18 protein-coding genes and 1 pseudogene are annotated in these 25184 nt (G+C 60.9%); 5 read left to right on the top strand and 14 right to left on the bottom strand.

Annotation, left to right across the window (positions count from 1 at the left end; translation table 11 throughout):
- Positions 1-8: 8 nt before the first annotated feature.
- The 5 genes from AB4O36_RS07040 to AB4O36_RS07020 are packed head-to-tail and all read right to left on the bottom strand — an operon-like array spanning position 9 to position 4175.
- Positions 9-281: a DUF2160 domain-containing protein gene (locus AB4O36_RS07040; protein ID WP_460122806.1), complete on the bottom strand. Its 273-nt coding sequence runs from the start codon at positions 279-281 to the stop codon at positions 9-11.
- 10 nt (positions 282-291) lie between these two features.
- On the bottom strand, positions 292-1092 hold the full coding sequence (locus tag AB4O36_RS07035; protein WP_460122803.1) for a carbohydrate ABC transporter permease: 801 nt from the start codon (positions 1090-1092) through the stop codon (positions 292-294).
- 10 nt (positions 1093-1102) lie between these two features.
- Positions 1103-1969 carry a carbohydrate ABC transporter permease gene (locus tag AB4O36_RS07030; RefSeq protein ID WP_460122800.1) on the bottom strand — a complete coding sequence of 289 codons (867 nt, stop codon included), beginning with the start codon at positions 1967-1969 and terminating at the stop codon, positions 1103-1105.
- The gene (locus tag AB4O36_RS07025) at positions 1966-3081 is read right to left on the bottom strand and encodes an ABC transporter ATP-binding protein (protein ID WP_460141335.1); all 1116 of its coding nucleotides are present in this window, start codon (positions 3079-3081) and stop codon (positions 1966-1968) included. The genes AB4O36_RS07030 and AB4O36_RS07025 overlap by 4 nt, the downstream gene beginning before the upstream one ends.
- The gene (locus AB4O36_RS07020) at positions 3081-4175 is read right to left on the bottom strand and encodes an ABC transporter ATP-binding protein (protein ID WP_460122794.1); all 1095 of its coding nucleotides are present in this window, start codon (positions 4173-4175) and stop codon (positions 3081-3083) included. Before AB4O36_RS07020 ends, AB4O36_RS07025 begins: the two co-directional genes overlap by 1 nt.
- A gap of 413 nt (positions 4176-4588) precedes the next feature.
- On the opposite strand from AB4O36_RS07020, the gene AB4O36_RS07015 reads away from it, so the two are divergent.
- The gene (locus AB4O36_RS07015; protein WP_460141334.1) at positions 4589-6427 is read left to right on the top strand and encodes a sigma-54-dependent Fis family transcriptional regulator; all 1839 of its coding nucleotides are present in this window, start codon (positions 4589-4591) and stop codon (positions 6425-6427) included.
- A 215-nt stretch (positions 6428-6642) separates the two neighbouring features.
- Here the strand turns inward: AB4O36_RS07015 and cysS are convergent, their stop codons facing one another.
- Positions 6643-8025: a cysteine--tRNA ligase gene (gene cysS, locus AB4O36_RS07010; protein WP_460141333.1), complete on the bottom strand. Its 1383-nt coding sequence runs from the start codon at positions 8023-8025 to the stop codon at positions 6643-6645.
- A gap of 17 nt (positions 8026-8042) precedes the next feature.
- Positions 8043-9743 carry a glutamine--tRNA ligase/YqeY domain fusion protein gene (locus AB4O36_RS07005; protein WP_460122785.1) on the bottom strand — a complete coding sequence of 567 codons (1701 nt, stop codon included), beginning with the start codon at positions 9741-9743 and terminating at the stop codon, positions 8043-8045.
- A 251-nt stretch (positions 9744-9994) separates the two neighbouring features.
- Between AB4O36_RS07005 and AB4O36_RS07000 the strand changes: the two genes are divergently transcribed.
- Both AB4O36_RS07000 and lpxH read left to right on the top strand, forming a co-directional pair.
- The gene (locus AB4O36_RS07000) at positions 9995-10498 is read left to right on the top strand and encodes a peptidylprolyl isomerase (protein WP_460122782.1); all 504 of its coding nucleotides are present in this window, start codon (positions 9995-9997) and stop codon (positions 10496-10498) included.
- Complete coding sequence (gene lpxH / locus AB4O36_RS06995; protein WP_460141332.1) at positions 10495-11247, top strand: UDP-2,3-diacylglucosamine diphosphatase; 753 nt, start codon at positions 10495-10497, stop codon at positions 11245-11247. Before AB4O36_RS07000 ends, lpxH begins: the two co-directional genes overlap by 4 nt.
- A 118-nt stretch (positions 11248-11365) precedes the next feature.
- On the opposite strand, the gene AB4O36_RS06990 is transcribed toward lpxH, so the two are convergent.
- From AB4O36_RS06990 to AB4O36_RS06960, 7 genes are all read right to left on the bottom strand, one after another.
- Positions 11366-12895: a DHA2 family efflux MFS transporter permease subunit gene (locus tag AB4O36_RS06990; RefSeq protein ID WP_460122775.1), complete on the bottom strand. Its 1530-nt coding sequence runs from the start codon at positions 12893-12895 to the stop codon at positions 11366-11368.
- A 52-nt stretch (positions 12896-12947) separates the two neighbouring features.
- Positions 12948-14144: an HlyD family secretion protein gene (locus tag AB4O36_RS06985; RefSeq protein WP_460122772.1), complete on the bottom strand. Its 1197-nt coding sequence runs from the start codon at positions 14142-14144 to the stop codon at positions 12948-12950.
- Between the two features lie 15 nt (positions 14145-14159).
- The gene (locus tag AB4O36_RS06980; protein ID WP_460141331.1) at positions 14160-15647 is read right to left on the bottom strand and encodes an efflux transporter outer membrane subunit; all 1488 of its coding nucleotides are present in this window, start codon (positions 15645-15647) and stop codon (positions 14160-14162) included.
- On the bottom strand, positions 15644-16117 hold the full coding sequence (locus AB4O36_RS06975) for a MarR family winged helix-turn-helix transcriptional regulator (RefSeq protein ID WP_460141330.1): 474 nt from the start codon (positions 16115-16117) through the stop codon (positions 15644-15646). The genes AB4O36_RS06980 and AB4O36_RS06975 overlap by 4 nt, the downstream gene beginning before the upstream one ends.
- 236 nt (positions 16118-16353) lie before the next feature.
- On the bottom strand, positions 16354-20022 hold the full coding sequence (locus tag AB4O36_RS06970; RefSeq protein WP_460141329.1) for a translocation/assembly module TamB domain-containing protein: 3669 nt from the start codon (positions 20020-20022) through the stop codon (positions 16354-16356).
- Positions 20019-21746 (bottom strand): autotransporter assembly complex protein TamA, encoded by a 1728-nt coding sequence (locus AB4O36_RS06965; RefSeq protein ID WP_460141328.1) that lies wholly within the window; start codon positions 21744-21746, stop codon positions 20019-20021. The genes AB4O36_RS06970 and AB4O36_RS06965 overlap by 4 nt, the downstream gene beginning before the upstream one ends.
- Before the next feature lie 66 nt (positions 21747-21812).
- Positions 21813-22457, bottom strand: coding sequence for a GNAT family N-acetyltransferase (locus AB4O36_RS06960; protein WP_460122758.1), 645 nt, complete (start codon positions 22455-22457; stop codon positions 21813-21815).
- Positions 22458-22759: 302 nt separating this feature from the next.
- Between AB4O36_RS06960 and xthA the strand changes: the two are divergent.
- Both xthA and AB4O36_RS06950 read left to right on the top strand, forming a co-directional pair.
- Positions 22760-23571, top strand: a pseudogene (xthA, locus tag AB4O36_RS06955) (exodeoxyribonuclease III).
- Positions 23572-23777: 206 nt separating this feature from the next.
- Positions 23778-25109 (top strand): substrate-binding domain-containing protein, encoded by a 1332-nt coding sequence (locus tag AB4O36_RS06950; RefSeq protein ID WP_460141327.1) that lies wholly within the window; start codon positions 23778-23780, stop codon positions 25107-25109.
- Positions 25110-25184 lie beyond the last annotated feature (75 nt).

Below are 25184 nucleotides of genomic sequence, written 5' to 3'. Positions count from 1 at the left end.
CGATTCGACTAGCCCCAACGCATCACAGACAACAGCCACACCAGGGATAACGCGAACGCCACCCAGATGCTCCAGTCGGTTACGCCGATCACCAGCAAATGCAGGTAGGCGCTGCCGAGAAGACCGATAAACAAACGATCGCCACGGGTGGTGGCCATCGGTAAAAAGCCACGACGCAGGACGCTCGGAGAGCGTAACTCCCAGGTCGTCATGCCAATCAGGATCAGGGCGATCACGCCAAAGAATGCCCCCGTCGGGACGGTCCAGCTCATCCATTCCATCATCAGTTCCTCATACCCGACCCAGGGCGAAGCCCTTGGCCACGTGGTTGCGTACGAACCAGATCACCAGCATGCCGGGCAGGATGGTCAGCACCCCCGCCGCCGCCAACACGCCCCAGTCGATGCCGGAGGCCGAGACTGTACGGGTCATCACCGCCGCGATCGGCTTGGCGTTGACCGACGTCAGCGTGCGCGCCAGCAGCAACTCGACCCATGAAAACATGAAGCAGAAAAACGCCGTGACGCCGATCCCCGAGCCAATCAGCGGGACGAAAATCTTTACAAAAAACTTGGGAAAGCTGTAGCCGTCGATGTAGGCCGTTTCGTCGATCTCCTTGGGCACACCGGACATGAAACCTTCGAGAATCCACACCGCCAATGGCACGTTGAACAGGCAATGCGCCAATGCCACGGCAATGTGGGTATCGAACAGGCCGATCGAGGAATACAGCTGGAAGAACGGCAACAGAAACACCGCCGGCGGCGCCATGCGGTTGGTCAGCAGCCAGAAGAACAGGTGCTTGTCACCCAGGAAGCGATACCGAGAAAACGCGTACGCCGCCGGCAATGCCACGCTCAGGGAGATCACCGTATTCAGGCTGACGTAATACAAGGAGTTGAGGTAACCGGTGTACCAGGCAGGATCGGTAAAGATCACCTTGTAGTTGTGCAGGGTGAAGTCCTGGGGAAACAGTGTCAGGCCGCCGAGGATTTCGGTATTGCTCTTGAACGACATGTTCAGCAGCCAGTAGATCGGTACCAGCAGGAACAGGATGTACAGCAGCAATGGAATCAGCTTTCTCTTGCTCATTTCGCAGGCCTCAACGGTTGGCGTCAGCGTGCGTCATGGCCGTGTAGAACAGCCAGGACACCAAGAGGATGATCAGGAAATACACCAGCGAGAACGCCGCCGCAGGCCCCAGGTCAAATTGACCGATGGCCATTTGTGTCAGGGTCTGGCTGAGAAAGGTCGTGGCATTGCCCGGCCCGCCCCCCGTGAGCACGAACGGTTCGGTGTAGATCATGAAGCTGTCCATGAAGCGAAGCATCACCGCGATCAGCAGCACGCTTTTGAGCTTGGGTAATTGGATGTGCCTGAACACCGCCCAGGCCGACGCCCGGTCGATCCGTGCCGCCTGGTAGTACACGTCCGGAATGGCGCGCAGCCCGGAGAAACACAACAGCGCCACCAGCGAGGTCCAGTGCCACACATCCATCACCAGCACCGTCACCCACGCGTCCATGGTGTTTGCCGCATAGTTATAGCTGATGCCCATGGCGTTGAGCGTCCAACCCAGCAGGCCGATGTCGGCACGGCCGAAAATCTGCCAGATGGTGCCGACCACGTTCCACGGAATCAGCAGCGGGATTGCCAGGACAATCAGCACCACCGACGACCAGCGCCCCTTGGTCGGCATGGTCAGAGCGATGGCGATTCCCAGCGGAATCTCGATCAGCAGCACGCAGGCCGAATAGATGAACTGACGCAACAGCGAGTCGTGCAGGCGTGTATCGAGCAGCACCTGCTTGTACCAGTCGGCGCCGACAAAAAAGCGGCTGGACTGGTCGAAAATGTCCTGCACCGAGTAGTTGACCACGGTCATCATCGGGATCACCGCACTGAACGCCACCAGCAGAAACACCGGCAACACCAGCCACCAGGCCTTGTTGTTCTGCACTTTGTTCATGGCTGCACCTCCCCGATCGCGTGTGGCTCCAGCAGGAATTCGTCGGCGTAGACCATCAGCCATTGCGCCGGGAAACTGATGTACGCCATACCCTCCGGCACCGGTTTGTCTTCGGCCAGGCGCACCTTCAGCGGCTGGCCATCGAGCTCCAGGGTCATGATCTTGTAGGTACCAAGGTCTTCGACGTGAACGACCCTTGCCCTCAGCGCATCGTCAAAGGGCTCGTCCCACACATGGACGAACTCCGGCCGAATGCCGACCTTCAGGGTTTGCCAGGTTGACTCGGCAATGCGCTTGCACATGGCCTCGGACAACGGCAGATGGGTCGAAGCGAACCCGACGCCGCCTGCTTGTGGCTGCACGTCGATCAAATTCATGCCGGGGCTGCCAATGAAATAGCCGACAAACGTGTGGCTGGGGCGCTCGAACAACTCGCGAGGCGTGCCGAACTGCACGATCTGGCCGCCGTACATCACCGCGATCTTGTCGGCGAAGGTCGAGGCCTCCAGTTGATCGTGGGTGACGTAGACCATGGTGATATTGAACTGCTCGTGGATCTGCTTGAGCTTGCGCCGCAGTTTCCATTTCAGGTGCGGGTCGATCACCGTGAGCGGTTCGTCGAACAGGATCGCCGACACGTCGTCGCGCACCAGGCCGCGGCCCATGGAGACTTTCTGTTTTTCGTCGGCGGTGAGGTTGCGCGCCTTTTTGTTCAGCAGGTTCTGCAGGTCGAGGACCTCGGCGATTTCCTGCACCTTGCTGTGGATTTTCGCTTCGGCCATGCCCTGGTTACGCAACGGGAACGCCAGGTTGTCGAACACCGTCATGGTGTCGTAGACCACGGGGAACTGGAACACCTGGGCGATGTTGCGCTTCTCCGGGGTCAGGTCATTGACCGCCTTGCCGTCAAACAACACATGCCCCTGGGACGGGCTGAGCAACCCGGAAATGATATTGAGCAACGTCGACTTGCCACACCCCGAAGGCCCGAGCAAGGCAAACGCACCGCCCTGCTCCCAGATGTGGTCCATCTGGCGTATGGCGTAATCCTCCGGGCCACTGGGAGTGGCGGTGTAGCTGTGGGCGAGGTTCTGCAAACGGATTTCGGCCATCAGGCAACCCTCGCGATGCGGCGACTGGGCGCCTGGACCAATCGCCCCTGCGCATCGAACACAAACAGTTTATGGGTGGGAATGTAGATGCGAATCGGCGCATCGACGTCGTACTCGTGAACACCCGGCAGGTGCAGCACCAGCAGGAAATGCTCGTTGCGTACGTGCAAAAAGGTTTCCGAGCCGCTGATCTCGGCGACTTCGACGGTCACTGCCAGCTCGAGGTCGTCATCGTTGCTGGGTACCAGCGAGATGTGGCTGGGGCGCACACCGAACCGGAACTCGCCCTCGCCTACCGGACGCAGATCCACATTCAGGGGGAAGTGCACAAAGTTGGCGAAGCTGACCTCGTTGCCGGCGATCCGGCCCGGCATCAGGTTGATCGGCGGCTCGGAAAACAGTTCGGCGGCCAGTACAGTCTGTGGCTGGTGGTAGACCTCGGCCGCCTTTCCACTCTGGATGACCCGGCCTTCATGGAGAATGGTCGTGGTGCCGCCCAACGCCAACGCTTCGTTGGGCTCGGTGGTGGCGTAGATCGCAATGGTGTGCCGTGCCTTGAACAGTTCGCGCATTTCCTGGCGCAGCTCTTCGCGCAGCTTGTAGTCGAGGTTGACCAGCGGTTCATCGAACAGAATCAGTTCGGCATCCTTGACCAGCGCCCGGGCCATTGCCGTGCGCTGTTGCTGACCGCCGGAGAGTTCCAGCGGATAACGCTTCAGGAACTTGTCGATGCGTAGCATCTTTGCGGTTTCCAGAACCTTGTCCTGTATCAGCTCGTTGGACACACCCGCCTGGCGCAGGGGCGAGGCAATGTTCTCGAACACGGTCATCGTTGGGTAGTTGATGAACTGCTGATAGACCATCGAAACATTGCGCAGCCGCACCGGGCGCTGGGTGACGTCGACGCCGTTCATCAGGACGCGCCCGCTGTCGGGCTTGTCGAGGCCCGCCATCAGGCGCATTAGACTGGTTTTGCCCGACAGCGTACGGCCAAGCAAAACGTTGAAAGATCCGGGTTCAAAACAGAGGCACGCATCGTCGATCCAGGTCTGGCCCTCAACGGTGCGGCTGACGTGTTCCAGGGTGAGTGACATGGCTCGGCCTTTTTATTATTGGAGTCAAGCGACCGGAGCAGTAGAGCGACTTTCGTGCCAGAAAATGCAAGTGGTTGATCTCAATTGGGAATTTTCGAAAAGCACGAATGTTGGTTTTCGTTGCTGAACAGAAATGAACAACTCTGGCTGAACAATTGAACAGTTCAGCGATTGACAATGAACAATACTGAACAACACTCTACGCCCAATGGAACAATGACTATCCCTGTAGGAGCGAGCTTGTCGAGGCGTCGAACCGTCGCGATGGTCGTCAACGATAACGCTGGCTTGCTGGTGCCCCGCGGTGACTGGGCTACCATCGCGACGGTTCGACGCCTCGACAAGCTCGCTCCTACAGGGGATTCGGGATTTACCTAATAAAAACAATAAAAACACCCCAGAGATCGACTGCCATGGCCGCACCCGCCTCGCCGCTCTCCCACGACGCCATCATTGCAGACTCATGGTCGCGCTGCCGGGCGTTCGGCCTCAACCACCAGAGTTCGCCGGCGTTCGATCAACTGCCCGCGGACCGCATCGCCCAGTTGCTGGAAAGTCAGCATTCACTGGTGCAGACGACTCACCAGGAAGTCCTGCCCTACTACGAAAACATCCTCAGCAATTCCAACTGCCTGATCATGCTCGCCGACAACCAGGGTCAGGTGCTGACGTCATGGGGCACCCAGCGCTTTGTCGACCCGGGCCTGGCGCGCGGGTTCAGTGCCGGCGCCAGCTGGATGGAACGTTGCAGCGGCACCAATGCCATCGGCACCGCGCTGGCGTGTGAGCAGGCGGTGCACATCGAACACGATGAGCATTTCCTCAAGGCCAACCGCTTCATGACCGGTTCCGCCGCGCCGATTTTCGATGCCGAGCGCAAGGTGATCGCGGTGCTCGACGTGTCCAGCGACAGTTATCTACCGCCGTCGCACACCCTGGGCATGGTCAAGATGATGAGCCAGACCGTGGAGAACCGGCTGATCCTCAACCTGTTCCATGGCCAGCACTTTCAACTGACGTTCAACACCGGGCTGAACAACCTCGACAGCCAATGGGCCGGATTACTGATTTTCGATGAAAGCGGCCAGGTGCTTTCAGCCAATCGCCGCGCAGACAACCTGTTGGGTGTCAGCCTGTCGCGGGTCAGTGTCGAGAGCCTGTTCAAGGTGTCGTTGATGGAGCTGCTGAACCAGCCCGAAGGCCTGCCCTTTGCCCTGCAAGCCGCAGGGCGCAACCGCTTCCAATGTGTGTTGCGCCGACCGAAACAGGCACCAATCCAGCCACGACTGTTTGCCGAACCCAAGCGCGCCGAGCCCTCTGTCGCCACCATCAGCCTCAATACCCTGCACTTCGGCGACAGCCGTGTGGAAAAAGCCGTGCGCCAAGCCGAGCGCCTGTTGGAAAAAGACATTCCGTTGTTGATCCATGGCGAAACCGGGGTCGGCAAGGAGGTGTTCGTCAAGGCCCTGCATCAGGCCAGCTCACGTAGCAAACAGCCGTTCATTGCCGTCAACTGTGCGGCAATCCCCGCCGAGCTGGTGGAGTCCGAGCTGTTTGGCTATGAGAAAGGGGCGTTCACCGGCGCCAATCAAAAAGGCAGCATCGGGCTGATTCGCAAGGCGGACAAGGGCACGCTGTTCCTGGATGAGATTGGCGACATGCCGCTTCCCACCCAGGCTCGCCTGTTGCGTGTGCTACAGGAGCGTTGCGTACAACCGGTGGGCAGCAGCGAACTGTTCCCGGTGGACATCCGCATCATCTCGGCCACCAACCGCTCGCTGCGTGAACAAGTGCAACTGGGCCGTTTTCGCGAAGACCTTTATTACCGCATCGGCGGCCTGACCCTTGAGCTGCCGCCCCTGCGCGAGCGTAGCGACAAGCAGGCTCTGTTCAAACGCTTGTGGGAGCAGCATCGCGAACCGTCGCAATGGGCGGGCTTGAGTCGGGAGGTGATGGAGCTGTTCAGCCGTCATCCGTGGCCGGGTAACTTGCGCCAGGTCAGCAGCGTGATTCAGGTGGCATTGGCCATGGCCGAGGAACAACCGGTGCGGCCGGAGCATTTGCCGGATGACTTTTTTGTCGACCTGGAGATGGAGCCAATGGAGACGCCCGAGCCGCTGGCGGTGGACCTGGATGATGCCGAAGACTTGAATCGGCAGTTGCAGGCGGTGGGGGGGAATATTTCCCACCTGGCGCGGCGGTTGGGGGTTAGTCGCAATACCTTGTACAAAAGGTTGCGGCAGACTGAGTGACCGCGGTGGATTTGAAATCGAATCGCGGGCAAGCCCACTCCCACAGGGCCTTGAGCCGAACTCAGAATCTGATTTCACTCCGAAACACTGTGGGAGCGGGCTTGCTCCGGGCGGCGTTCCGACGATGAGGCCGGCCAGACCACCGCAATATCCAAACCCTGCACCCAAACAAAAACCCGCACAAGGCGGGTTTCTGTTTTCAGCGGTTCAGCCAATCAATCAGCCAAACGCCAGGTCGTGCCGCCCTTGCCATCTTCCAGCACTACGCCCATGGCGGTGAGCTGGTCACGGATGCGGTCAGATTCGGCCCAGTCCTTGGCCGCACGCGCCGCCAGACGCGCCGCAATCAGGGCATCAACCTGCGCCGCGTCCACCCGCCCTTCGGCGCCGGCTTGCAGGAAGTCTTCGGCCTCGAGCTGCAACACACCCAGCACATCGGCCAGTTGCTTCAAACGCGCCGCCAGACCGGCCGCCGCGTCAAGATCGCTCTCGCGCAGACGGTTGATCTCACGCACCATCTCAAACAGCACCGCGCAGGCTTCCGGCGTGCCGAAGTCGTCGTTCATCACCTGGGTGAAGCGCTCGACAAACGCCTCGCCACCGGCTGGAGCGACTTTCGGCAGGCCTTTCAACGCATGATAGAAACGCTCGAGTGCGCCCTTGGCGTCCTTGAGGTTGTCTTCCGAATAGTTGATCGCGCTGCGGTAGTGGCTCGACACCAGCAGGTAACGCACGACTTCCGGGTGGTACTTTTCCAGCACGTCGCGAATGGTGAAGAAGTTGTTCAAGGACTTGGACATCTTCTCGCCATTGATGCGGATCATGCCGCAATGCATCCACGCGTTGGCGTAGGTCTTGCCGGTAGCCGCTTCGCTCTGGGCGATTTCGTTCTCGTGGTGCGGGAACTCCAGGTCGCTGCCGCCGCCATGAATGTCGAAGGTCTCGCCCAGGCAGCAGGTCGACATCACCGAGCACTCGATGTGCCAGCCCGGACGCCCGTCACCCCACGGCGATGGCCAGCTTGGCTCACCCGGCTTGGCGCCTTTCCACAGCACGAAGTCCAGCGGGTCCTGCTTGGACTCGTCGACTTCGATCCGCGCGCCGATGCGCAGGTCTTCGATCTTCTTGCGCGAGAGCTTGCCGTAGCCCATGAACTTGGCGACGCGGTAGTACACGTCACCATTGCCAGGTGCGTAGGCATAACCCTTGTCGATCAGGGTCTGGATCATCGCGTGCATGCCGGGGATATGCCCGGTGGCGCGTGGCTCCATGTCCGGCTTGCGGATGTTCAGGCGCGCTTCGTCTTCGTGCATCGCCGCGATCATTCGCTCGGTCAACGCTTCGAACGACTCGCCGTTCTCGTTGGCTCGATTGATGATCTTGTCGTCAATGTCGGTGATGTTGCGCACATAAGTCAGGTCGTAGCCGCTGAACCGCAACCAGCGGGTCACCAGGTCGAACGCGACCATGCTGCGGCCGTGGCCCAGGTGGCAGTAGTCGTACACGGTCATCCCGCACACGTACATGCGCACCTTGTTGCCATCCAGCGGTTTAAAGACTTCTTTGCTCTTGGTGAGCGTGTTGTAGATCGTCAGCACGTCCAGGTTTCCTTGAATCACTGGCCCCACGAATCACGCAAGGTCACGGTACGGTTGAACACCGGAGCGCCCGGTTTCGAGTCCTTGATATCCGCGCAGAAGTAACCTTCGCGCTCGAACTGGAAACGGTCTTCCGGTTGTGCGTCGCCCAGCGAGGGTTCGGCACGACAACCGGTCAGCACCTGGAGGGAGTCAGGGTTGATGTTGTCCAGGAAACTGGCGCTGTCCTCGGCCTTCTCAGGGTTCGGGGAGCGGAACAGTCGATCGTACAGACGCACTTCGCACTCGATGCTGGCCGCCGCCGGCACCCAGTGGATCACGCCCTTGACCTTGCGGCCTTCAGGGTTCTTGCCCAGGGTGTCCGGATCATAGGAGCAACGCAGTTCGACGATGTTGCCATCGGCGTCCTTGATCGCTTCGTCGGCACGGATCACGTAGCTGCCACGCAAACGCACTTCGCCGTTCGGTTCCAGGCGCTTGTAGCCCTTCGGCGGCTCTTCCATGAAGTCATCGCGGTCGATGTAGATTTCACGGGCGAACGGCAGCTTGCGCACGCCGAGTTCTTCTTTCTGCGGATGACGCGGCAGTTCGAGGTTGTCGACCTTGTCTTGCGGATAATTGGTGATCACGACTTTCAACGGGCGCAGCACGCACATCGCGCGAGGTGCGTTCGCGTCCAGGTCCTGGCGGATACTGAATTCGAGCATGCCGAAGTCGACCACGCCGTCGGAACGGTTGGTGCCGACCATGTCGCAGAAGTTGCGGATCGAAGCCGGCGTGTAGCCACGACGACGGAAACCCGACAAGGTGGACATGCGCGGATCGTCCCAGCCGTTGACGTGTTTCTCATCGACCAGTTGCTTGAGCTTGCGCTTGCTGGTGATGGTGTAGTTCAGGTTCAGGCGGCTGAATTCGTACTGGCGCGGGTTGGCCGGCACCGGCAGGTTGTCCAGGAACCATTCGTACAGCGGGCGATGGCTTTCGAACTCCAGGGTGCAGATCGAGTGGGTGATGCCTTCAATGGCATCCGACTGACCGTGGGTGAAGTCATAGTTGGGGTAGATGCACCACTTGTCGCCGGTCTGGTGGTGATGGGCATGACGGATGCGGTACATGATCGGGTCGCGCAGGTTCATGTTCGGCGAGGCCATGTCGATCTTGGCGCGCAGCACGCGAGCGCCGTCCGGGAACTCGCCGGCGCGCATGCGGGCGAACCAGTCGAGGTTCTCTTCCACGGAACGGTCACGGAACGGGCTGTTGCGGCCCGGCTCGGTCAGGGTGCCACGGTATTCCTTGGCTTGCTCGGGGCTCAGGTCGTCCACATAGGCCTTGCCGGCCTTGATCAGCTCCACGGCCCAGTCGTGCAATTGGTCGAAATACTGCGAGGCGTAGCGCACTTCGCCGGACCATTCGAAGCCCAGCCATTTGACGTCGCTTTCGATCGCGTCGATGTATTCCTGGTCTTCCTTGGCCGGGTTGGTGTCGTCGAAACGCAAGTGAGTGACGCCGCCGAATTCCTGGGCCAGGCCGAAGTTCACACAGATCGACTTGGCGTGACCGATGTGCAGGTAGCCGTTGGGCTCGGGCGGGAAACGGGTGACGATCTGCGTGTGCTTACCCGAGTCCAGGTCCGCCTGGATGATCGGGCGCAGGAAATTGACCGGCACGGCAGGGCCGGTCTTGGAATTCGAGGTAGGGTCGACAGTGGGCTTGCTCATAGGATCCTTGAACATACAAGTGCGCGGCCGGAAGACAGCCAGACAAAACAAAGCCGCTATCATAGCCGATGCCGTCAAGTACCTGACAGAGCGCACTCGGCAAACCGTCGTATTTAATCGGGCATAAAAGAAAAAACTGCCTCGAAATTCGCGCCTGTCACGCTAAACTGCGCACCTTGGCCGACAAGGCTGAACCGGTAGCGGAGCAAAATGTTCCAATGCCCACGAATTCCCTAGAAAGAGTACCGATCATGACCCAAGTCAAACTGACGACCAACTTTGGCGACATCGTTCTGGAATTGAACGCCGAGAAAGCCCCGATCACCGTGGCCAACTTCGTTGAATACGTCAAAGCCGGTCACTACGAAAACACCGTTTTCCACCGTGTCATCGGTAACTTCATGATCCAGGGCGGCGGTTTCGAACCAGGCATGAAAGAAAAGAAAGACAAGCGCCCAAGCATCCAGAACGAAGCCGACAACGGCCTTTCCAACGACAAGTACACCGTCGCCATGGCCCGTACCATGGAGCCGCATTCGGCGTCGGCGCAGTTCTTCATCAACGTTGCCGACAACAGCTTCCTGAACCACAGCGGCAAGAACGTGCAGGGCTGGGGCTACGCCGTGTTCGGTAAAGTGACCGCAGGCACCGACGTTGTCGACAAGATCAAAGGCGTTTCCACCACCATGAAGGCCGGCCACCAGGACGTGCCTGCAGACGATGTGATCATCGAGAAAGCCGAGATCATTGAGTGATATTGCTGATTTCAGACTTGCATCTGGAAGAGGAGCGCCCGGACATCACCCGGGCGTTTCTGGATTTGCTCGCCGGACGCGCCCGTTCGGCGAGTGCGTTGTACATCCTCGGTGACTTTTTCGAGGCCTGGATTGGCGATGACGCCATGACGCCCTTCCAACGCTCCATCTGCCAGGCTCTGCGCGATCTCAGCGACAGCGGCACGGCCATTTTCCTCATGCATGGCAATCGCGACTTCATGCTCGGCCAGGCCTTCTGCAAACAGGCTGGCTGCACCTTGCTGAAAGATCCGAGTGTCGTGCAGTTCCTTGATGAACCGGTGCTGTTGATGCACGGCGACAGCCTGTGCACCCGCGACGAAGCCTACATGAAGCTGCGTCGGTACCTGCGTAACCCCATCACCCTCTTCATCCTGCGCCACCTGCCCCTGCGCACCCGACACAAACTGGCGCGCAAGCTGCGCAGCGAAAGCCGGGCGCAGACGCGGATGAAGGGCAACGACATCGTCGATGTCACTCCGGGAGAAATTCCGCGGATCATGCAGCAATACGGGGTGAAAACCCTGGTCCACGGCCACACCCACCGCCCCGCCATCCACAAGCTGCAATTGGGCGACCAAGCCGCCCGGCGCATCGTGCTGGGCGATTGGGATCGCCAGGGCTGGGCGTTGCAGGTGGACGAAGGCGGCTACGCCCTGGCGCCGTTCGACTTCGCCCCACCGCCGGCGTTGGCTGCGCCTACGGCCTAATGCCCCCCTGTAGGAGCGAGCTTGCTCGCGATAGCGGTGTGTCAGCCAATATGATGTTGGCTGACACACCGCTATCGCGAGCAAGCTCGCTCCTACAGGGACGCGTGTGTGTGTTGGCTTAATGGCCGGACGCCGCAGGCCCCGCCTTCGCCGCGAACGGCGGTTTCGCCAGCCAGACAATCACGATCAACGCCATGAACGCCCAACCCAGCAGCGTGAAGTAATCCACCGTGGACAGCATGTACGCCTGGCTGCCCAGCACATGATCGAGCTGCGCGTACGCCGGGCTGCCCGCTCCGCCAAGATTCTGCAACGCATCTCGGGTGGCCGGGTCGTAAGTGGTGATGCTTTCGCTCAGGTACGCATGGTGCTGGTCGGCGCGGCGAATCCAGATCCAGGTGGTCAGCGACGCAGCGAAACTGCCGCCCAACGTACGCAAGAACGTCGCCAGGCCCGCGCCATCGGCGATCTGGCTCGGTGGCAGATCGGACATCAGGATGCTCAGGGTCGGCATGAAGAACAGCGCCACGCCAATGCCCATGAACAACTGCACCAGGGCGATGTGCTGGAAGTCCACTTCGTTCGTGAAGCCGGCACGCATGAAGCAGCTCAGGCCAATCGCCAGGAACGCCAGCCCGGCCAGCAATCGCAGGTCGAATTTGTGTGCGTACTTGCCGACAAACGGTGACATCAGCACCGGCAGAATGCCGATGGGCGCCACTGCAAGCCCGGCCCAGGTCGCCGTGTAGCCCATCTGCGTCTGCAACCATTGCGGCAGGATCAGGTTGATGCCGAAGAACCCGGCATACCCAAGCACCAGTACCAGGGTGCCGATGCGGAAGTTGCGGTAGGCGAACAGACGCAGATTGACCACCGGGTGCTCGTCGGTCATTTCCCAGATCACGAAGACTGCCAGGGCGATCACCGAAATGGCGGCGCCGATCAGGATGAAGTTCGATTCGAACCAGTCCAGGTCGTTGCCCTTGTCGAGTATCACCTGCAACGCGCCTACGCCGATGATCAGCGAGATCAAGCCGACGTAATCCATCGGCTGGCGGCTGGTTTCCACCGGACGAGCCTTGAGCTGCTGACGCACCACCATCACCGCGAACATCCCGATGGGCACGTTGATGAAGAAAATCCACGGCCAACTGTAGCTGTCGGTGATCCAGCCCCCGAGGATCGGCCCGGCAATCGGTGCAACCACCGTGACCATCGCCAGCAACGCCAGGGCCATGCCGCGCCTGGCCGGCGGATAGACCGCGATCAGCAGCGTCTGGGTCATCGGGTACAAGGGCCCGGCCACCAGGCCTTGCAACACCCGAAAGCCGATCAGTTCGGGCATCGAGGTGGAAATACCGCACAGGAACGACGCCAGCACAAACAGAATGGTCGCCCACAGAAACAGCTTAACCTCGCCAAAGCGCCGGCTCAGCCACCCGGTCAGCGGCAAGGCAATCGCGTTGCTCACGGCAAACGAGGTGATCACCCAGGTGCCCTGCTCCGAACTCACGCCAAGGTTGCCGGAAATGGTTGGCAACGCCACGTTGGCGATGGTGGTGTCGAGCACTTGCATGAAGGTCGCCAGCGACAGGCCAATGGTGCTGAGCAGCAGACTGGGCGGCGTGAAAGACGCGTTATTGCTCATCGCGAGTCCTATGCAAACATGAGGAGGGGCGCAGCCGCGCCTCCCTGTGGGGTCAGCGCTGCGCGGTTTTGCTCGCGGCAGCGCTGTTGTCGTGGATCAACTGGGTAATCATCGCGTCCGCCTCGGCCAACTGGCGGTCGTAGACCGTGGTGCTGAACGACGCCTTTTGTGGCGGCTGTTGCGCCAGGACCGGGCCGCTCTGGTCTCGCAGGTTGACATCGACCTGGGTCGACAGGCCCACGCGCAACGGGTGCTTGGCCAGCTCTTGCGCATTGATGTGAATCCGCACCGGCACCCGCTGGACGATCTTGATCCAGTTACCGGTGGCGTTCTGCGCCGGCAGCAGGGCAAACGCGCTACCGGTGCCAGCGCCAAGGCTGTCGATGGTGCCGCTGTACTTCACGTCACTGCCATACAGGTCAGCCTCGATGTCCACGGGCTGCCCGATGCGCATGTCACGCAGCTGGGTTTCCTTGAAGTTGGCGTCGATCCACAGCTGATCCAGCGGGATCACCGCCATCAGCGCGGTGCCCGGCTGTACGCGCTGCCCCAGTTGTACCGATCGCTTGGCTACGTAACCGGTGACCGGCGCGATCAAGGTGCTGCGCGCATTGGTGAGATAGGCCTGACGCAGTTGTGCGGCGGCTTCCATCACATCCGGGTGCGACGACACGACGGTGTCATCGACCAGAGCACTGGTGGTTTTCAATTGCTGTTTGGCATTGGCCAGGGCGTTTTGCGCCGAGGTCAGGTCGTCGCGGGCATGGGACAGCTCTTCCTGGGAAATTGCCCCACCCGCCGCGAGATTCTTGCGTCGGGTGTAGTTGTCCTGGGCCTTCTGCACTTCCGCCTGCTGGGCGTTGACCTGGGCCTTCATGCCGTCGACATTGCTGTACAGGCCGCGTACCTGACGCACGGTGCGAGCCAGTTTGGCCTGGGCGCTTTGCAGGCCGACTTGCGCGTCGTTAGGGTCGAAATTGACCAGCACCTGGCCTTCGTGGACCAGATCGCCATCATCCGCGCCGATGCTGACCACGGTGCCGGTGACCAACGGTGTGATTTCCACCACGTTGCCGTTCACATAGGCGTCGTCGGTGCTTTCGGTCCAGCGGCCATAAAATTCGTGATAACCCCAGACGCCGACACCGGCGAGGATCACCACCACGGCCAGCACCAACAGCATGACCTTGCGTTTGCGCGGGTTGCCGTTGTCCGGGGCGTCGGGGGTTTGAGTATTGGCAGTGGCCATGACAATTACCTTGAATTAGTGGGTCTGCGTGGCTGTTTGTGTGTCGGCTGCGTCGGCGGGTTTCACCGCCGCCAGGTTCTCGCCCTGAAAACCGCCGCCCAGCGCCTGCATCAATTGGATCGACAGGTCGATCTGTTCGGCATTCAGGTTGGCCAGCTGACGCTGGGCCTGGAGCAATTGCTGCTCGATGCTGAGCACGTCCAGGTAGTTGCCGATGCCGGAACCGTAACGCTGGACGACGGTGTCGTAGGAATCCTGGGCAATGTCTGTGGCATGTTGCTGGGCTCCGATCTGCCGGCCGATATCACGCAACTGATTGATGGTGTCGCTGATATCACCCAGCGCATTCACCAGGCTTTTGTTGTACTGCGCCACCGCGAGGTCGTAATCGGCATCCCGCGAATCAAGGTCAGCCCGAAGGCGACCGCCATCAAAAATCGGCACCGAGATCGTCGGGGCGATGTTGAAGAAGCGACTGGCGGAACCGAACATTGCATCACCCAACAAGGATTCGGCACCGGCGGCGGCGCTGAGGTTCAAATTGGGATAAAAGCGCGTCTTGCTCGCATCGATGTTCTTGCTCGCCGCCTCGACCCGCCAGCGCGCCGCCACCAGGTCCGGCCGACGCCCGAGCAACTCGGCCGGCAACACCGACGGCAAGGCAACCGCACCCGGCTTGAGAATCTGTGGCCGCACGATGTTGTTGGCGCGATCCGGGCCTTTGCCCAGCAACACCGCCAGCGCAATTTTTGCGCTTTGCAGGCGTTTCTCCGCATCGATCAGACTCGCCTGGGAAGAGGCTTCAAGGCTTTCGGTCTGCTGGAACTGGTATTGGCTGTCGATGCCGGCACTCAAGCGGCGCTGGCTCAGGTCGAGCATTTGCCGGGTGCGCTTGAGGTCTTCGCTCGCCAGGTCATGCACGATGTGCGCTTGGCCCAGATCGCTGTAGGCCCGGGCGACATCGGCTGCCAGGGTCAGTTGCGCGGCCTGCTGATCAACTTCGGCTGCGCGGGCCTGACCCAGCGCAGCTTCCCAGGCAGCACGCTGCCCTCCCCAGAGATCGAAGTTGTAATTGAAACTGACACCCACATTACGCACGGTCGAATAGGCGCCGCCCTGCCCCGCTGGGTCCTGATCACGGGCCAGGCGCGACCGGCTGACACCGGCGATGGCATCGAGGGTCGGCATGCGCGCGGCGTCGGCGGCATACGCAGCAGCGCTGGCCTGATGAGCCCGGGCGTCGGCGATCTGCATGTCGGGGCTGTCCTGCAATGCCTCGCGGATCAGGCCGTCGAGTTGCGGGTCGCCGAGGCTTTTCCACCAATCACTTTTCGGCCAGGCTGCGGGCGAAAGGGTCACGCCGCTGAGTGACTGACCGGCCTGCAGTTTTTTTGCATCCAGGCTTGTGCCTTCGGTCGTCAGGCCGCTGTAGCTGGCACACCCGGCCAGCACCATGGCCGCCAGCACCAGGCTCAGGCCGGTCCGCATGGTTTGGCCGTTCATTTATCAGCTACCCGCAGCAACGTGATCGAGTCACCGGCTGCCACCAGGATTTTCTTCAGAATCTGTTCCAGGGTAACCAGCTCTTGCGGCGTGATCGCCCCCGCCAGCTCATTCATTGCCTGGGCGCCAATCTGCGGCAGGCGGCCAGCGAGTGACTGACCGTCTTCGGTCAACACAAGCTGGACCTGACGGCGATCGGCTTCGCTGCGTTGGCGGGCGAGGAAACCTTTCTGCTCCAGGCGATCGAGCATGCGCGTCATCGAACCACTGTCGAGCGACAGGTGGCGGCACAACTCGGCCGGAGTGTCGACACCGAACTGAGCCATGATGATCAACACCTTGAACTGCGCGGCGGTGATGCCGTGGGGTTCCATGTGTGTGTCGATGATCCGGTCCTTGAGCAACGCGGCGCGTCCGAGCAAGAGACCGAGGTGGCAGTTATGAAAATTGTCCGGGGTGAAATGAGTCATCTGATCACCAATTAGCTGCCTAGGCAGTGAATGTGTGACGAGATATTACTGCTTAGGCAGCAAATGTCCAAGCATTAGTTAGCTAGCTTTTTATTTAATTGACGGGAGGTGATGCAAACCCCCTGTAGGAGCGAGCATGCTCGCGATGCTCGCCCAGACACCGCGGGTATCCAGGGCAACCCACGTCCTCCCTGGCGATCCTTCGCGAGGGTTGCCGCGCCTACAGAAAGCAGACGCTAGAAATCCCGTTTGTAGAAGATGTCCAGAGAACTGGCTACGCCACCCGCCGCTTCCAGATAGACCTTCTTGCTCAGCTTGTAGCGCAGGGCAATGGTGTTGGCCGGTTCGAACACGCCCACGCCATAACGCAGGCTGAGTTTTTCCGAGAGGTTGCCGCTGGCGACCACGCTGGTGGTATTGCCGCTGCCTTCGGTGTCGAGCTGGAAATCGTCGATACCCAGGTCGCTGGCCAACTTGCCGGTGACCCCGGAGCTGCCCATCAATCCCAGGCCCAGGGCGGCTTGCGCAAGCATGTTGTTGTCTTCGCCGGTGGTGCTCAGCGGACGCCCCAGCACGAGGTAAGACAAGGCCTGTTCCTGGCTCATCGCCGGTTCGGAGAAAATCTGCGTGGTCGGCTGTTCGGCGCTGCCGCTCAAGCGAATGCCGGCGATCACGTCGTCAGTCTGGCGAATCGCTTCGATATCCAGGTAAGGCTGATCAATCGGCCCCGCAAACAACAGGCGTGCCCGACGCACGCTCAGGCGCTGGCCATAGGCGCGGTAACGCCCGTCGTTGAGCCACAGCTCGCCACGGGTGTCGAGGTTGTCGCCGATGTGCACGTGGCCTTGCACATTGGCGGTCAGGCCAAATCCGGCAAAGCTCAGCTTGTCGTCGCCGACCTGCACATCGATGTCCATCTTCATGGCAACCGGTGGTTTGCCCTCTTCAGTCTGCTGGCCGATGATCACTGCGTCGTCCGAGAGCTTGACCGTCGATGGCGGCAACTCGCGCACGGTGATTGCGCCTCGGGGCACTCGCACCTTGCCAGCGACTGCCAACTCATCGCCCTTCATGGAGATTTTCAGGTCCGGTTCGACTTCAACCTTGGCGTAGGGCTCGACCGTCACCGGCAACTGCGTGCCCTTGAGCGCCAGGTCCACCACCAGCGCCTGGCCCCAGGCGATGTCGCCCGTCAAGGTGCCCTGCCCGCTCTTGCCGCTCTTCCATCCGCCATTCACTTGCAGGGCTTCACCGGCAATAACGGCTTGCACCCGCAAGCCTTGCAGTTCCATCGGCAATTCGGGACCGGAGACCTCACCGTCACTGAGCAGCAGATTGCCGTTGACCAGCGGCGCCATCAGCGTGCCGGCGATGTTGCCGCTGCCATTGAGGCGCCCGCTGAGTTTCTCGACCATCGGCACGAAAGGCCGCGCCACCGACAAGTCGAGACCATTGAGACGGAAGGAGCCGTTGAGCGGTTTGTTCTTCGCCAGCGGATTGATCTGGGCCTGGACGTTCAACTCGCCAAGCTTGTCGCCGACGAACACCAACTCGCTGTCGATGCGTTTGGGCGTGAGTTTGCTGGTGAGCTTCAGGGTCTGATAGGGGAAGTCCAGCCACTGGTCCTTTTCCTTGATGCGCAGGGTGCCGCCTCCGGCATCGAGGCTGATCACGCCGTTCGGGCCGCTGGCCGGCAGGTCCAGTTGCACGTCGGCATTGAGAACCCCTTTCCAGGCAAAATCCCTGGGTAACCACTGCGCCAGGCTGTCGATGGGGAATTGCTTGAGGTGGTAACGCAGCTTGGGTTCTGGCATCAGGCGCTGGTCTTCGCCGCAAAGGCTGGCCGCACCGGACATCCAGCAGTGGGCGCCGAAGTTGATTTTGCCGTCAGCCAGGCGTTCGAGCTTGGCCGGCCCTTGCAGCCGCCAGTCCTGGCCACCGGTCTGGATATCACCGCTGGCCAGCCGTCCGCGCCAGTTGCCCTTGTCCAGCGCGCCGTCGAAGCCCAGCGCCAGTTTCAATTGCGGGCCTTGCAGTTCGAGGGTTAATTGCTGCTTTTTGATATCGCCCTGGCCGCTGGCTGTCAGCGTGCCCAGCGCGGTGTCACCGACCTGGATGCCGCTTCCCTTGAGGTCGATTTTCGCGCGCTGCGCGTGGTCGAGGGTGGCGTCCAGGTTCAGGCTTTGCAGGCGATTGTCCTGGAACGCCAGTTGCGTACCTTGCAGCCCGAGTTTGCCCTGTGGCGCGTTGAAGGTGCCGGCGACATCCACTCGACCGTTGATTTGCCCGCGCAGCTGTGGCCAGAGTTGGGCCAGACGGGGCAATTTGAGATCGATCTGGCCAGCCAGTTGCTGGTGCAGGCTACCCTTGCCAGTGATGCTGTTGTCGCCGAGGCGGATTTGCAGTGCGCTGAGGTTCCATTGCTCGCCGCCGCCATCGGCCTTGGCCTGGATGATCGCCGGTTGGCCGCGCAGTTTTCCCTTGAGGTCGAGGTCGGCGTTGAGGCTGAGCTTATCGTTTTTCAGTTCGCCTTTGCTGCGCAAGGGTCCGGCCAGGACACCTGGCAACTCGGCGACCCAATACGCGGGGTTGATGGCCGACAAGTCGAGCGCCGTGTCCCAGGCGATGCCATCGGCAAATTGCAGGTTCAGGTGGCCGTCGGCCTTACCCTGACCCGCCTGGAGCTGGATCTGTTGCAGATGGATTTGGCTCAGGTCGCCGGCGAATGGGCTGCTCACGTTGAACGCCCCCGCCGGGCCATCCAGCGCCGCCTTGAAGTTGCCCAGGTACTGGCCGTCGGTGTAGGAGACTTCGCCGTTGAATTGTCGCAGCGCCACCTCCGGTTCGTCGATCAACGGATAGAGGCGGTGCCAGGGAAAATCCTGCCAGTCGATGTTTGCCGTGGCGTCGAGGCCTTTGCTCCAATCGACGACGCCCGTGAGCTTGAGGCTTTGCTTGTCGTTGGCCGTCAGGTCCAGCCCGGCGATTTGCGCACCGTTCGCGTCAACCTTGCCTTGCAGCGATAGCGCGACGGGCCCCTGCTCGGCGGGCAGCGTGGCGTTGCCGCGCAACTGATAGCCGTTTTTCAGGTCGCCCTCGCCGGTCAGTACCAACTGATTGAGTTGCAGGGTATCCGGCAGGTCGGCGGCGGGCTTAAAGCCGTCGGCGGTAATGCGCACGCTGGCCGGCAGGTTTTCCACCAGCGGCTGCAATTCGCCGCTCAACTGCCCATCGAGGTAACCGCTGCTGTCGGCATTGAGCTTGAGGGTTTTCAGCAGGTCGCCGTTGACGCTCAGGTCCAGCGTCCAGGGGGCCGGGGTCGACAGGCGCAATTGACCTGAGGCCCGGAGCGGCCAGTTACCGGTGGGTTGCAGCAGGCCGGACAGGTTCAGGCTGATGTCGTCCCGTTGCAACTGCACCGCATCGATCTGAATCCCCTGCGCGGTCCAGTGCGCCGCCAGTTGCAGGCCCTTGAGTTCTTCACTGCCGTTAAACAGCAGGCGGCCGACTTGCACCTCGCCCAGTTCCAGGGCCAGCGGCAGTTTCAGGTCCGGCAAGCTGATCGGCCCATTACCGCTGTCTTCCTCGCCAGGAGGAAATTGCAGGCTGACCTGATCGGCCTTCAACTGTTCGATGCACAGCGTCATGCGTGTGAGGCACGAGGGTGACCACGCGAAAATCACCTGGTCCAACTCAACCCGGCTGGTGTCCTGCTGCCACACCAGGTGATCGGCGCTCCACTGCCCGCCCAAACGGCCCTGGAAATTCTCCACTGACAAACCCGGCACCAACCCAAGCACCCAGCGGCTGCCCGGCGCCGTGCCCAGCACCGTGGTGAACGCCAGCAGGACCAGCATCAACAGCGCCAGAATCGCCAGCAACGTTATTTTCAAACCACGCTTCACAGCTCGGGCCCCATGGAAAAGTGCAATCGAATGCCACCGTCATCATCCATCGCATGAGCCAGGTCGAGGCGAATCGGCCCCACGGGGGAAACCCAGCGAACACCGATGCCGACCCCGGTCTTGAGGTTGGGCAGTTCAAATTTATTAAAGGAGTTGCCCTGATCGATGAAGGTCGCGACCCGCCATTTTTCGGCAATGGAATACTGATACTCGACGCTGGCCGCCACCATATAACGGCCACCGATGCGATCGCCTTCGGAGTTTTCCGGGGACAGGCTTTGATAGTCGTAACCACGCACGCTCTGATCGCCACCGGCGAAGAAGCGCAGCGACGGCGGTATCGACTTGTAGCCGTTGGTGGCACTGCCGCCGACCTGCATGCGGCCAAGGAAACGGTGCTTGTCGAAGACCGTGGTCAGCCCCTTGACCAGGGCAGTGCCATACAGCAGGTTGTTGTCGGACCCCAGCCCTTCTTTGGCGACCTTGGTGTCGAACGCCAGGCGATAGCCGTTGTGCGGATCGATGCGGTTGTCGCTTTTCAGATACGAGTAGCTGACACCGGGCATCAACAAGGTACTGAGGCCGGAATCGTCCCCCAGGCGATATTCTTCGCGTTGCCACTTCAGCGACACCACCCGTTGCCAGCCGCTGGGCAATTTGCTGTGCCACTCCGGGCCTACCGTCAGCAATTTGCTGAGGCTGTCATTGTCGGCAATTTCCTCATTCTGATAACCACCGGCGAAGCGCAGTTTGTCGGTCAGCGGCGGATCCAGTGGAATGTCGTAGAACACCCCGACGTTCTGCCGGGGCGCGGAAACTTCGGTTTCCCAGCCATAGCTGTGGCCCTGGGGATTGACCCAGTGCCGGGTCCAGTTGGCCTTGACCCGGGGGCCGACGTCGGTCGAGTAGCCGAGACCGAGCCCCATCGTGCGCGGCTTGCGGGTCTCGAGTTTGACGTCGACCGGTATCACGTCTTCCTTGGAGGCAGTCGGCGCAGCGTCGACCCGAACGCCTTCAAAATAGCCACTCGATTGCAGATTGCGGTTCAGTTCGGCGATCAGCTCGGAGTCGTAGGGCGCGCCCGCCTTGAACGGCACCATGCGTTGCAACAGGTCTTCGTCGAACGGCGTGTCGCCTTCGAAACTGACTTTGCCCAAGGCATATCGCGGGCCGCTGTCGTATACGAGTTCGATATCGGCGACGCCCGCACGCGGGTCGATGGCGAGTGTTTGCCGGGTAAAACGGCCACTGAAAAAGCCGTAACGCGACGCCTGATTCTGGATCAACCGCTTGGCGTCTTCGTAATGCCCATGGTTGAGGACCGCGCCGGTTTTCAGCGCCGCGCTCTTGGGGACTTTAAAGGACTTGAGTGCGGCTGCCGGGCCATCGATACGGACCGTGACGGTGCGTAAATGAATCGGCTCGCCGGGTTCGATATTGAGGATCAGGCGCGGGTTCTTGCCACCCTTAACGTCGCTCTCGATCTGCGGCTGGTAATAACCCAGTGCCTGGGCGGCCTTGCGCGCCTGCTCTTCGGCGCCCCGACTGAAGCGCAGCAACGCCTCCTCGTCACGATCGCCGAGGCTGCCGATATAGCCCTCTATATTGGCTTTCAGCTCGTCGTTGGACGGTTTGACCCGCACATCCAATTCACTTTGCGCCAGAGCCGCGCAACTGGTGAACAGCATCAGCACGGCGCTGGTGATTCTTCCTGGAAACTTCATAGGCGCGGATGCTAACACGAGCTTGGGAGCGTGATAGAACCTCGCTTGGCGCGAAAGTTCTACCGTTTATGCCGAGGCGGTTTGCAACACCTGCGGATTGGCGTGGAAAAACACATGTTCGCGGATGGGGCCTACCGCCACTTCGCCAATTTCCTCGTACCCCTGACGCTTGTAGAACTCCAGGTAGCGAGGGTTGCCGGTATCGAGTACCACCCCCTGGGAATGTTCATCCACCGCACACCAGTTGTGCACCGCCTGCAGCAACTGCTCCCCGAAATGCTTGCCCTGGAACTGCGGATGAATACCCAGCAAAGGCAGCAGGTGCACCGAGTCGGTTGGTACGCAGGCCATCACCGCGTCGTGGTATTCGAGGTAACGGCGTGTGCAGCGGAACCCGGTACTGAGCACCATGCGCAGGCGCCAGGCCCAGCTTTCGGTAATGCCTAGCCTGCGTTGCGGAGGCGCGATCAGGGCGATGCCGATCAAGCGGTCGTTGACCAGCAGGCCTATCGCCGGCAGATCCTGGAGAAAATGCTGTTTGACCAGTTCGCGCACGGTGGCGCGCACGCGTTGCTCGTAACCCGGGCGTTCGGCTTCGAACAGGTAGCCGAAGGTCGGCTCGTGTCGGTAGGCCTGGTACAGCAGCGAGCGGGCTTCGCGCGAATAGCCGCTGTCGAGCATGTGGATATCGGCGGTTGAGGTTTCAGGCATGCGGTAGATCTCCCCGGCACAGTTTGGGTGGCTGTGTTCTTATTGGTACGAGCGTTTGGGTGGTGATGCAGTTCCGTGTTAATCCGTAATCTGCATCGCTGCTTATGCCGCCATCGCGAGCAAGTCGAAACGTCGCACCGCCGCTCCCACAAAGGTATAGACCAACTTGTAGGAGCGGGCTTGCCCGCGATGAGGCCCGTGCTGCTGGCCAAGTCTGACAGAACACACCGAATCCCCTCACCCCGCACTGGCCCCAATCCCACAGGTCAGCTAGCATCGCCCTTTTGCCAGGACTGCCGACCATGAAGATCGTCTCCTTCAACATCAACGGGCTCCGCGCCCGCCCCCATCAGCTGGCGGCGCTGATCGAGAAACATCAACCCGATGTGATCGGCCTGCAGGAAACCAAGGTCCATGACGACCAGTTCCCGCTGGAGGAAGTCCAGGCGTTGGGCTATCACGTGCACTTCCACGGGCAAAAAGGTCACTACGGCGTTGCCTTGCTGTCGCGCCAGCCCCCCTGGCCCTGCACAAGGGGTTTGCCACCGATGAAGAAGACGCCCAACGCCGCTTCATCTGGGGCACCTTCGCCGACGCCAATGGCGTGCCGGTGACCATCATGAACGGTTACTTCCCCCAGGGAGAAAGCCGCGACCACCCGACCAAGTTCCCGGCCAAGCAACGTTTCTACAACGATCTGCAGCAGTTGCTGGAAAGCCAGTTCAACAACGACCAGCCGTTGGTGGTGATGGGCGACGTGAACATTTCGCCGGAAGACTGCGACATCGGCATCGGCCCGGACAACATGAAGCGCTGGCTGAAAACCGGTAAATGCAGCTTCCTGCCGGAAGAACGCGAGTGGATGGCACGCCTGAAAAACTGGGGCCTGACCGACAGCTTCCGCCACCTGAACCCGGACGTGGCCGATCGCTTCAGTTGGTTCGACTACCGCAGCCGAGGTTTCGAGGACGAGCCCAAGCGTGGCCTGCGCATCGACCTGATCATGGCCTCCCACGGTTTGTTGCCTCGGGTGAAGGATGCCGGCGTGGATTACGAACTGCGCGGCATGGAAAAGCCCTCCGATCATGCGCCGATCTGGCTGGAATTGGCCTGAACCCGACAGCATCCCCTGTAGGAGCGAGTTCACTCGCGATGGTCGTCAACGATAACGCAGGCTACCTGATTCCCAGCGGTGTCCTGCAGTCCATCGCGAGTCAACTCGCTCCTACAGAAAGCGGTGCCGTGTAAATCCACCTGTCATCTGCGCGAAACATTACTGACTTAATCTCCCGGCTCTTTCCTTTTCTTCAAGGTGCCGGCATGTCGCTGCGCGTTTTTTGCCTGTGGATGCTCTGCGCCATGACCGCGCAGGCGGCGGACTTGCCGATACCCCAACAAGGCCCAGTGCTGCGTATCCAGGGTTCCAACACCATCGGCGCGGCGCTGGGCCCGGCGTTGGTCGAGGGCCTTATGCACGAGCAGGGTCTGCTCAAGGTGCACAGCGAAACACCGGACACCGCCAATGAATTACGGGTGGTGGGTGAAACCGTCCAAGGGCAGCGGGTCGTGGTGGACATCGCCGCGCACGGTTCCAGCACCGGCTTCAGCGCACTGAAAAACGCCACCGCCGACCTTGCCGCTTCATCTCGCCCGATCAAGGACAGCGAAGTGCTGGCCCTCGCCTCCCGCGGGGATCTGAAGAGCCCCGGTGCCGAGCAGGTGATTGCCATCGATGGCCTGGCGATCATCCTTCATCCGCAAAACTCGCTGACTCAACTCAACACCGAGCAACTGGCCCGGATCTTCAGCGGTGAAGCGAAAACCTGGGAGGAGCTCGGCGGCCACGGGGGGCCTATTCATCTGTATGCGCGCGATGATCAGTCGGGCACCTATGACACCTTCAAGGAATTGGTTCTGAGCGGGCGTGGCAAAACTCTGGGCAACGCGGCCAAACGTTTCGAGTCCAGCGAGCAATTGTCCGACGCGGTCAGCGCCGATCCACAGGGCATCGGTTTCATCGGCCTGCCTTACGTGCGCCAGGCCAAAGCCGTTGCGATTGTCGACGGCGCGTCCCAGGCGATGCTGCCGCTCGACAACCTGATTGCCACCGAAGATTATCCGCTGTCCCGTCGGCTGTTCCTGTACCTGCCACCCAACGGCAAGAATCCGTGGGCCGAAGCCCTGGTGTCCTTCGCCCAAAGCGCCAAAGGCCAGGCCATCGTCGCCGCCAACGGTTTCATTGCCCAAACGGTGCAAGCCATGGCCGTGGCGCCGAATGCGCTGATGCCCGAGGGTTATCAGGCAATCAGCCGCCACGCCCAGCGCTTGAGCGTGAATTTTCGCTTTGAGGAAGGCAGTGCAAGCCTGGACAACAAGGCCCGCCAGGACCTGAGCCGGGTACTGGACTACCTGCGTCAGAATGCCAAAACCGATCGGCTGGTCACGCTGGTGGGGTTTGGCGATGCCAAGAGCGATCCGGCCCGCGCCGACCTGCTGTCAAAACTGCGGGCCATGGCGGTGCGTCGGGAACTGGTGAAAAACGGCGTGGTGTTTCGCGAGATACGCGGCTTCGGCGCCGAGATGCCGGTGGCGGCGAACAGCGCCGATGAGGGAAGGATCAAGAATCGGCGGGTTGAGGTCTGGGTTTACTGACCTGTCCGAATGTAGGCGAAATTAATTGTGGGAGCGGGCTTGCCCGCTCCCACAGGGTTCGCACATCGACTCAGA

It is taken from the genome of Pseudomonas sp. S2_E01, assembly GCF_054668365.1.
This window is presented reverse-complemented; position numbering and strand designations above follow the sequence as displayed.

What these genes read in the sequence shown, in the direction of transcription:
- AB4O36_RS07040 (WP_460122806.1), bottom strand. Translation starts at nt 281, where the DNA reads ATGGAATGGATGAGCTGGACCGTCCCGACGGGGGCATTCTTTGGCGTG.
- AB4O36_RS07035 (WP_460122803.1), bottom strand. Translation starts at nt 1,092, where the DNA reads ATGAGCAAGAGAAAGCTGATTCCATTGCTGCTGTACATCCTGTTCCTG.
- AB4O36_RS07030 (WP_460122800.1), bottom strand. Translation starts at nt 1,969, where the DNA reads ATGAACAAAGTGCAGAACAACAAGGCCTGGTGGCTGGTGTTGCCGGTG.
- AB4O36_RS07025 (WP_460141335.1), bottom strand. Translation starts at nt 3,081, where the DNA reads ATGGCCGAAATCCGTTTGCAGAACCTCGCCCACAGCTACACCGCCACT.
- AB4O36_RS07020 (WP_460122794.1), bottom strand. Translation starts at nt 4,175, where the DNA reads ATGTCACTCACCCTGGAACACGTCAGCCGCACCGTTGAGGGCCAGACC.
- AB4O36_RS07015 (WP_460141334.1), top strand. Translation starts at nt 4,589, where the DNA reads ATGGCCGCACCCGCCTCGCCGCTCTCCCACGACGCCATCATTGCAGAC.
- AB4O36_RS07005 (WP_460122785.1), bottom strand. Translation starts at nt 9,743, where the DNA reads ATGAGCAAGCCCACTGTCGACCCTACCTCGAATTCCAAGACCGGCCCT.
- AB4O36_RS07000 (WP_460122782.1), top strand. Translation starts at nt 9,995, where the DNA reads ATGACCCAAGTCAAACTGACGACCAACTTTGGCGACATCGTTCTGGAA.
- AB4O36_RS06990 (WP_460122775.1), bottom strand. Translation starts at nt 12,895, where the DNA reads ATGAGCAATAACGCGTCTTTCACGCCGCCCAGTCTGCTGCTCAGCACC.
- AB4O36_RS06985 (WP_460122772.1), bottom strand. Translation starts at nt 14,144, where the DNA reads ATGGCCACTGCCAATACTCAAACCCCCGACGCCCCGGACAACGGCAAC.
- AB4O36_RS06980 (WP_460141331.1), bottom strand. Translation starts at nt 15,647, where the DNA reads ATGAACGGCCAAACCATGCGGACCGGCCTGAGCCTGGTGCTGGCGGCC.
- AB4O36_RS06975 (WP_460141330.1), bottom strand. Translation starts at nt 16,117, where the DNA reads ATGACTCATTTCACCCCGGACAATTTTCATAACTGCCACCTCGGTCTC.
- AB4O36_RS06965 (WP_460141328.1), bottom strand. Translation starts at nt 21,746, where the DNA reads ATGAAGTTTCCAGGAAGAATCACCAGCGCCGTGCTGATGCTGTTCACC.
- AB4O36_RS06960 (WP_460122758.1), bottom strand. Translation starts at nt 22,457, where the DNA reads ATGCCTGAAACCTCAACCGCCGATATCCACATGCTCGACAGCGGCTAT.
- AB4O36_RS06950 (WP_460141327.1), top strand. Translation starts at nt 23,778, where the DNA reads ATGTCGCTGCGCGTTTTTTGCCTGTGGATGCTCTGCGCCATGACCGCG.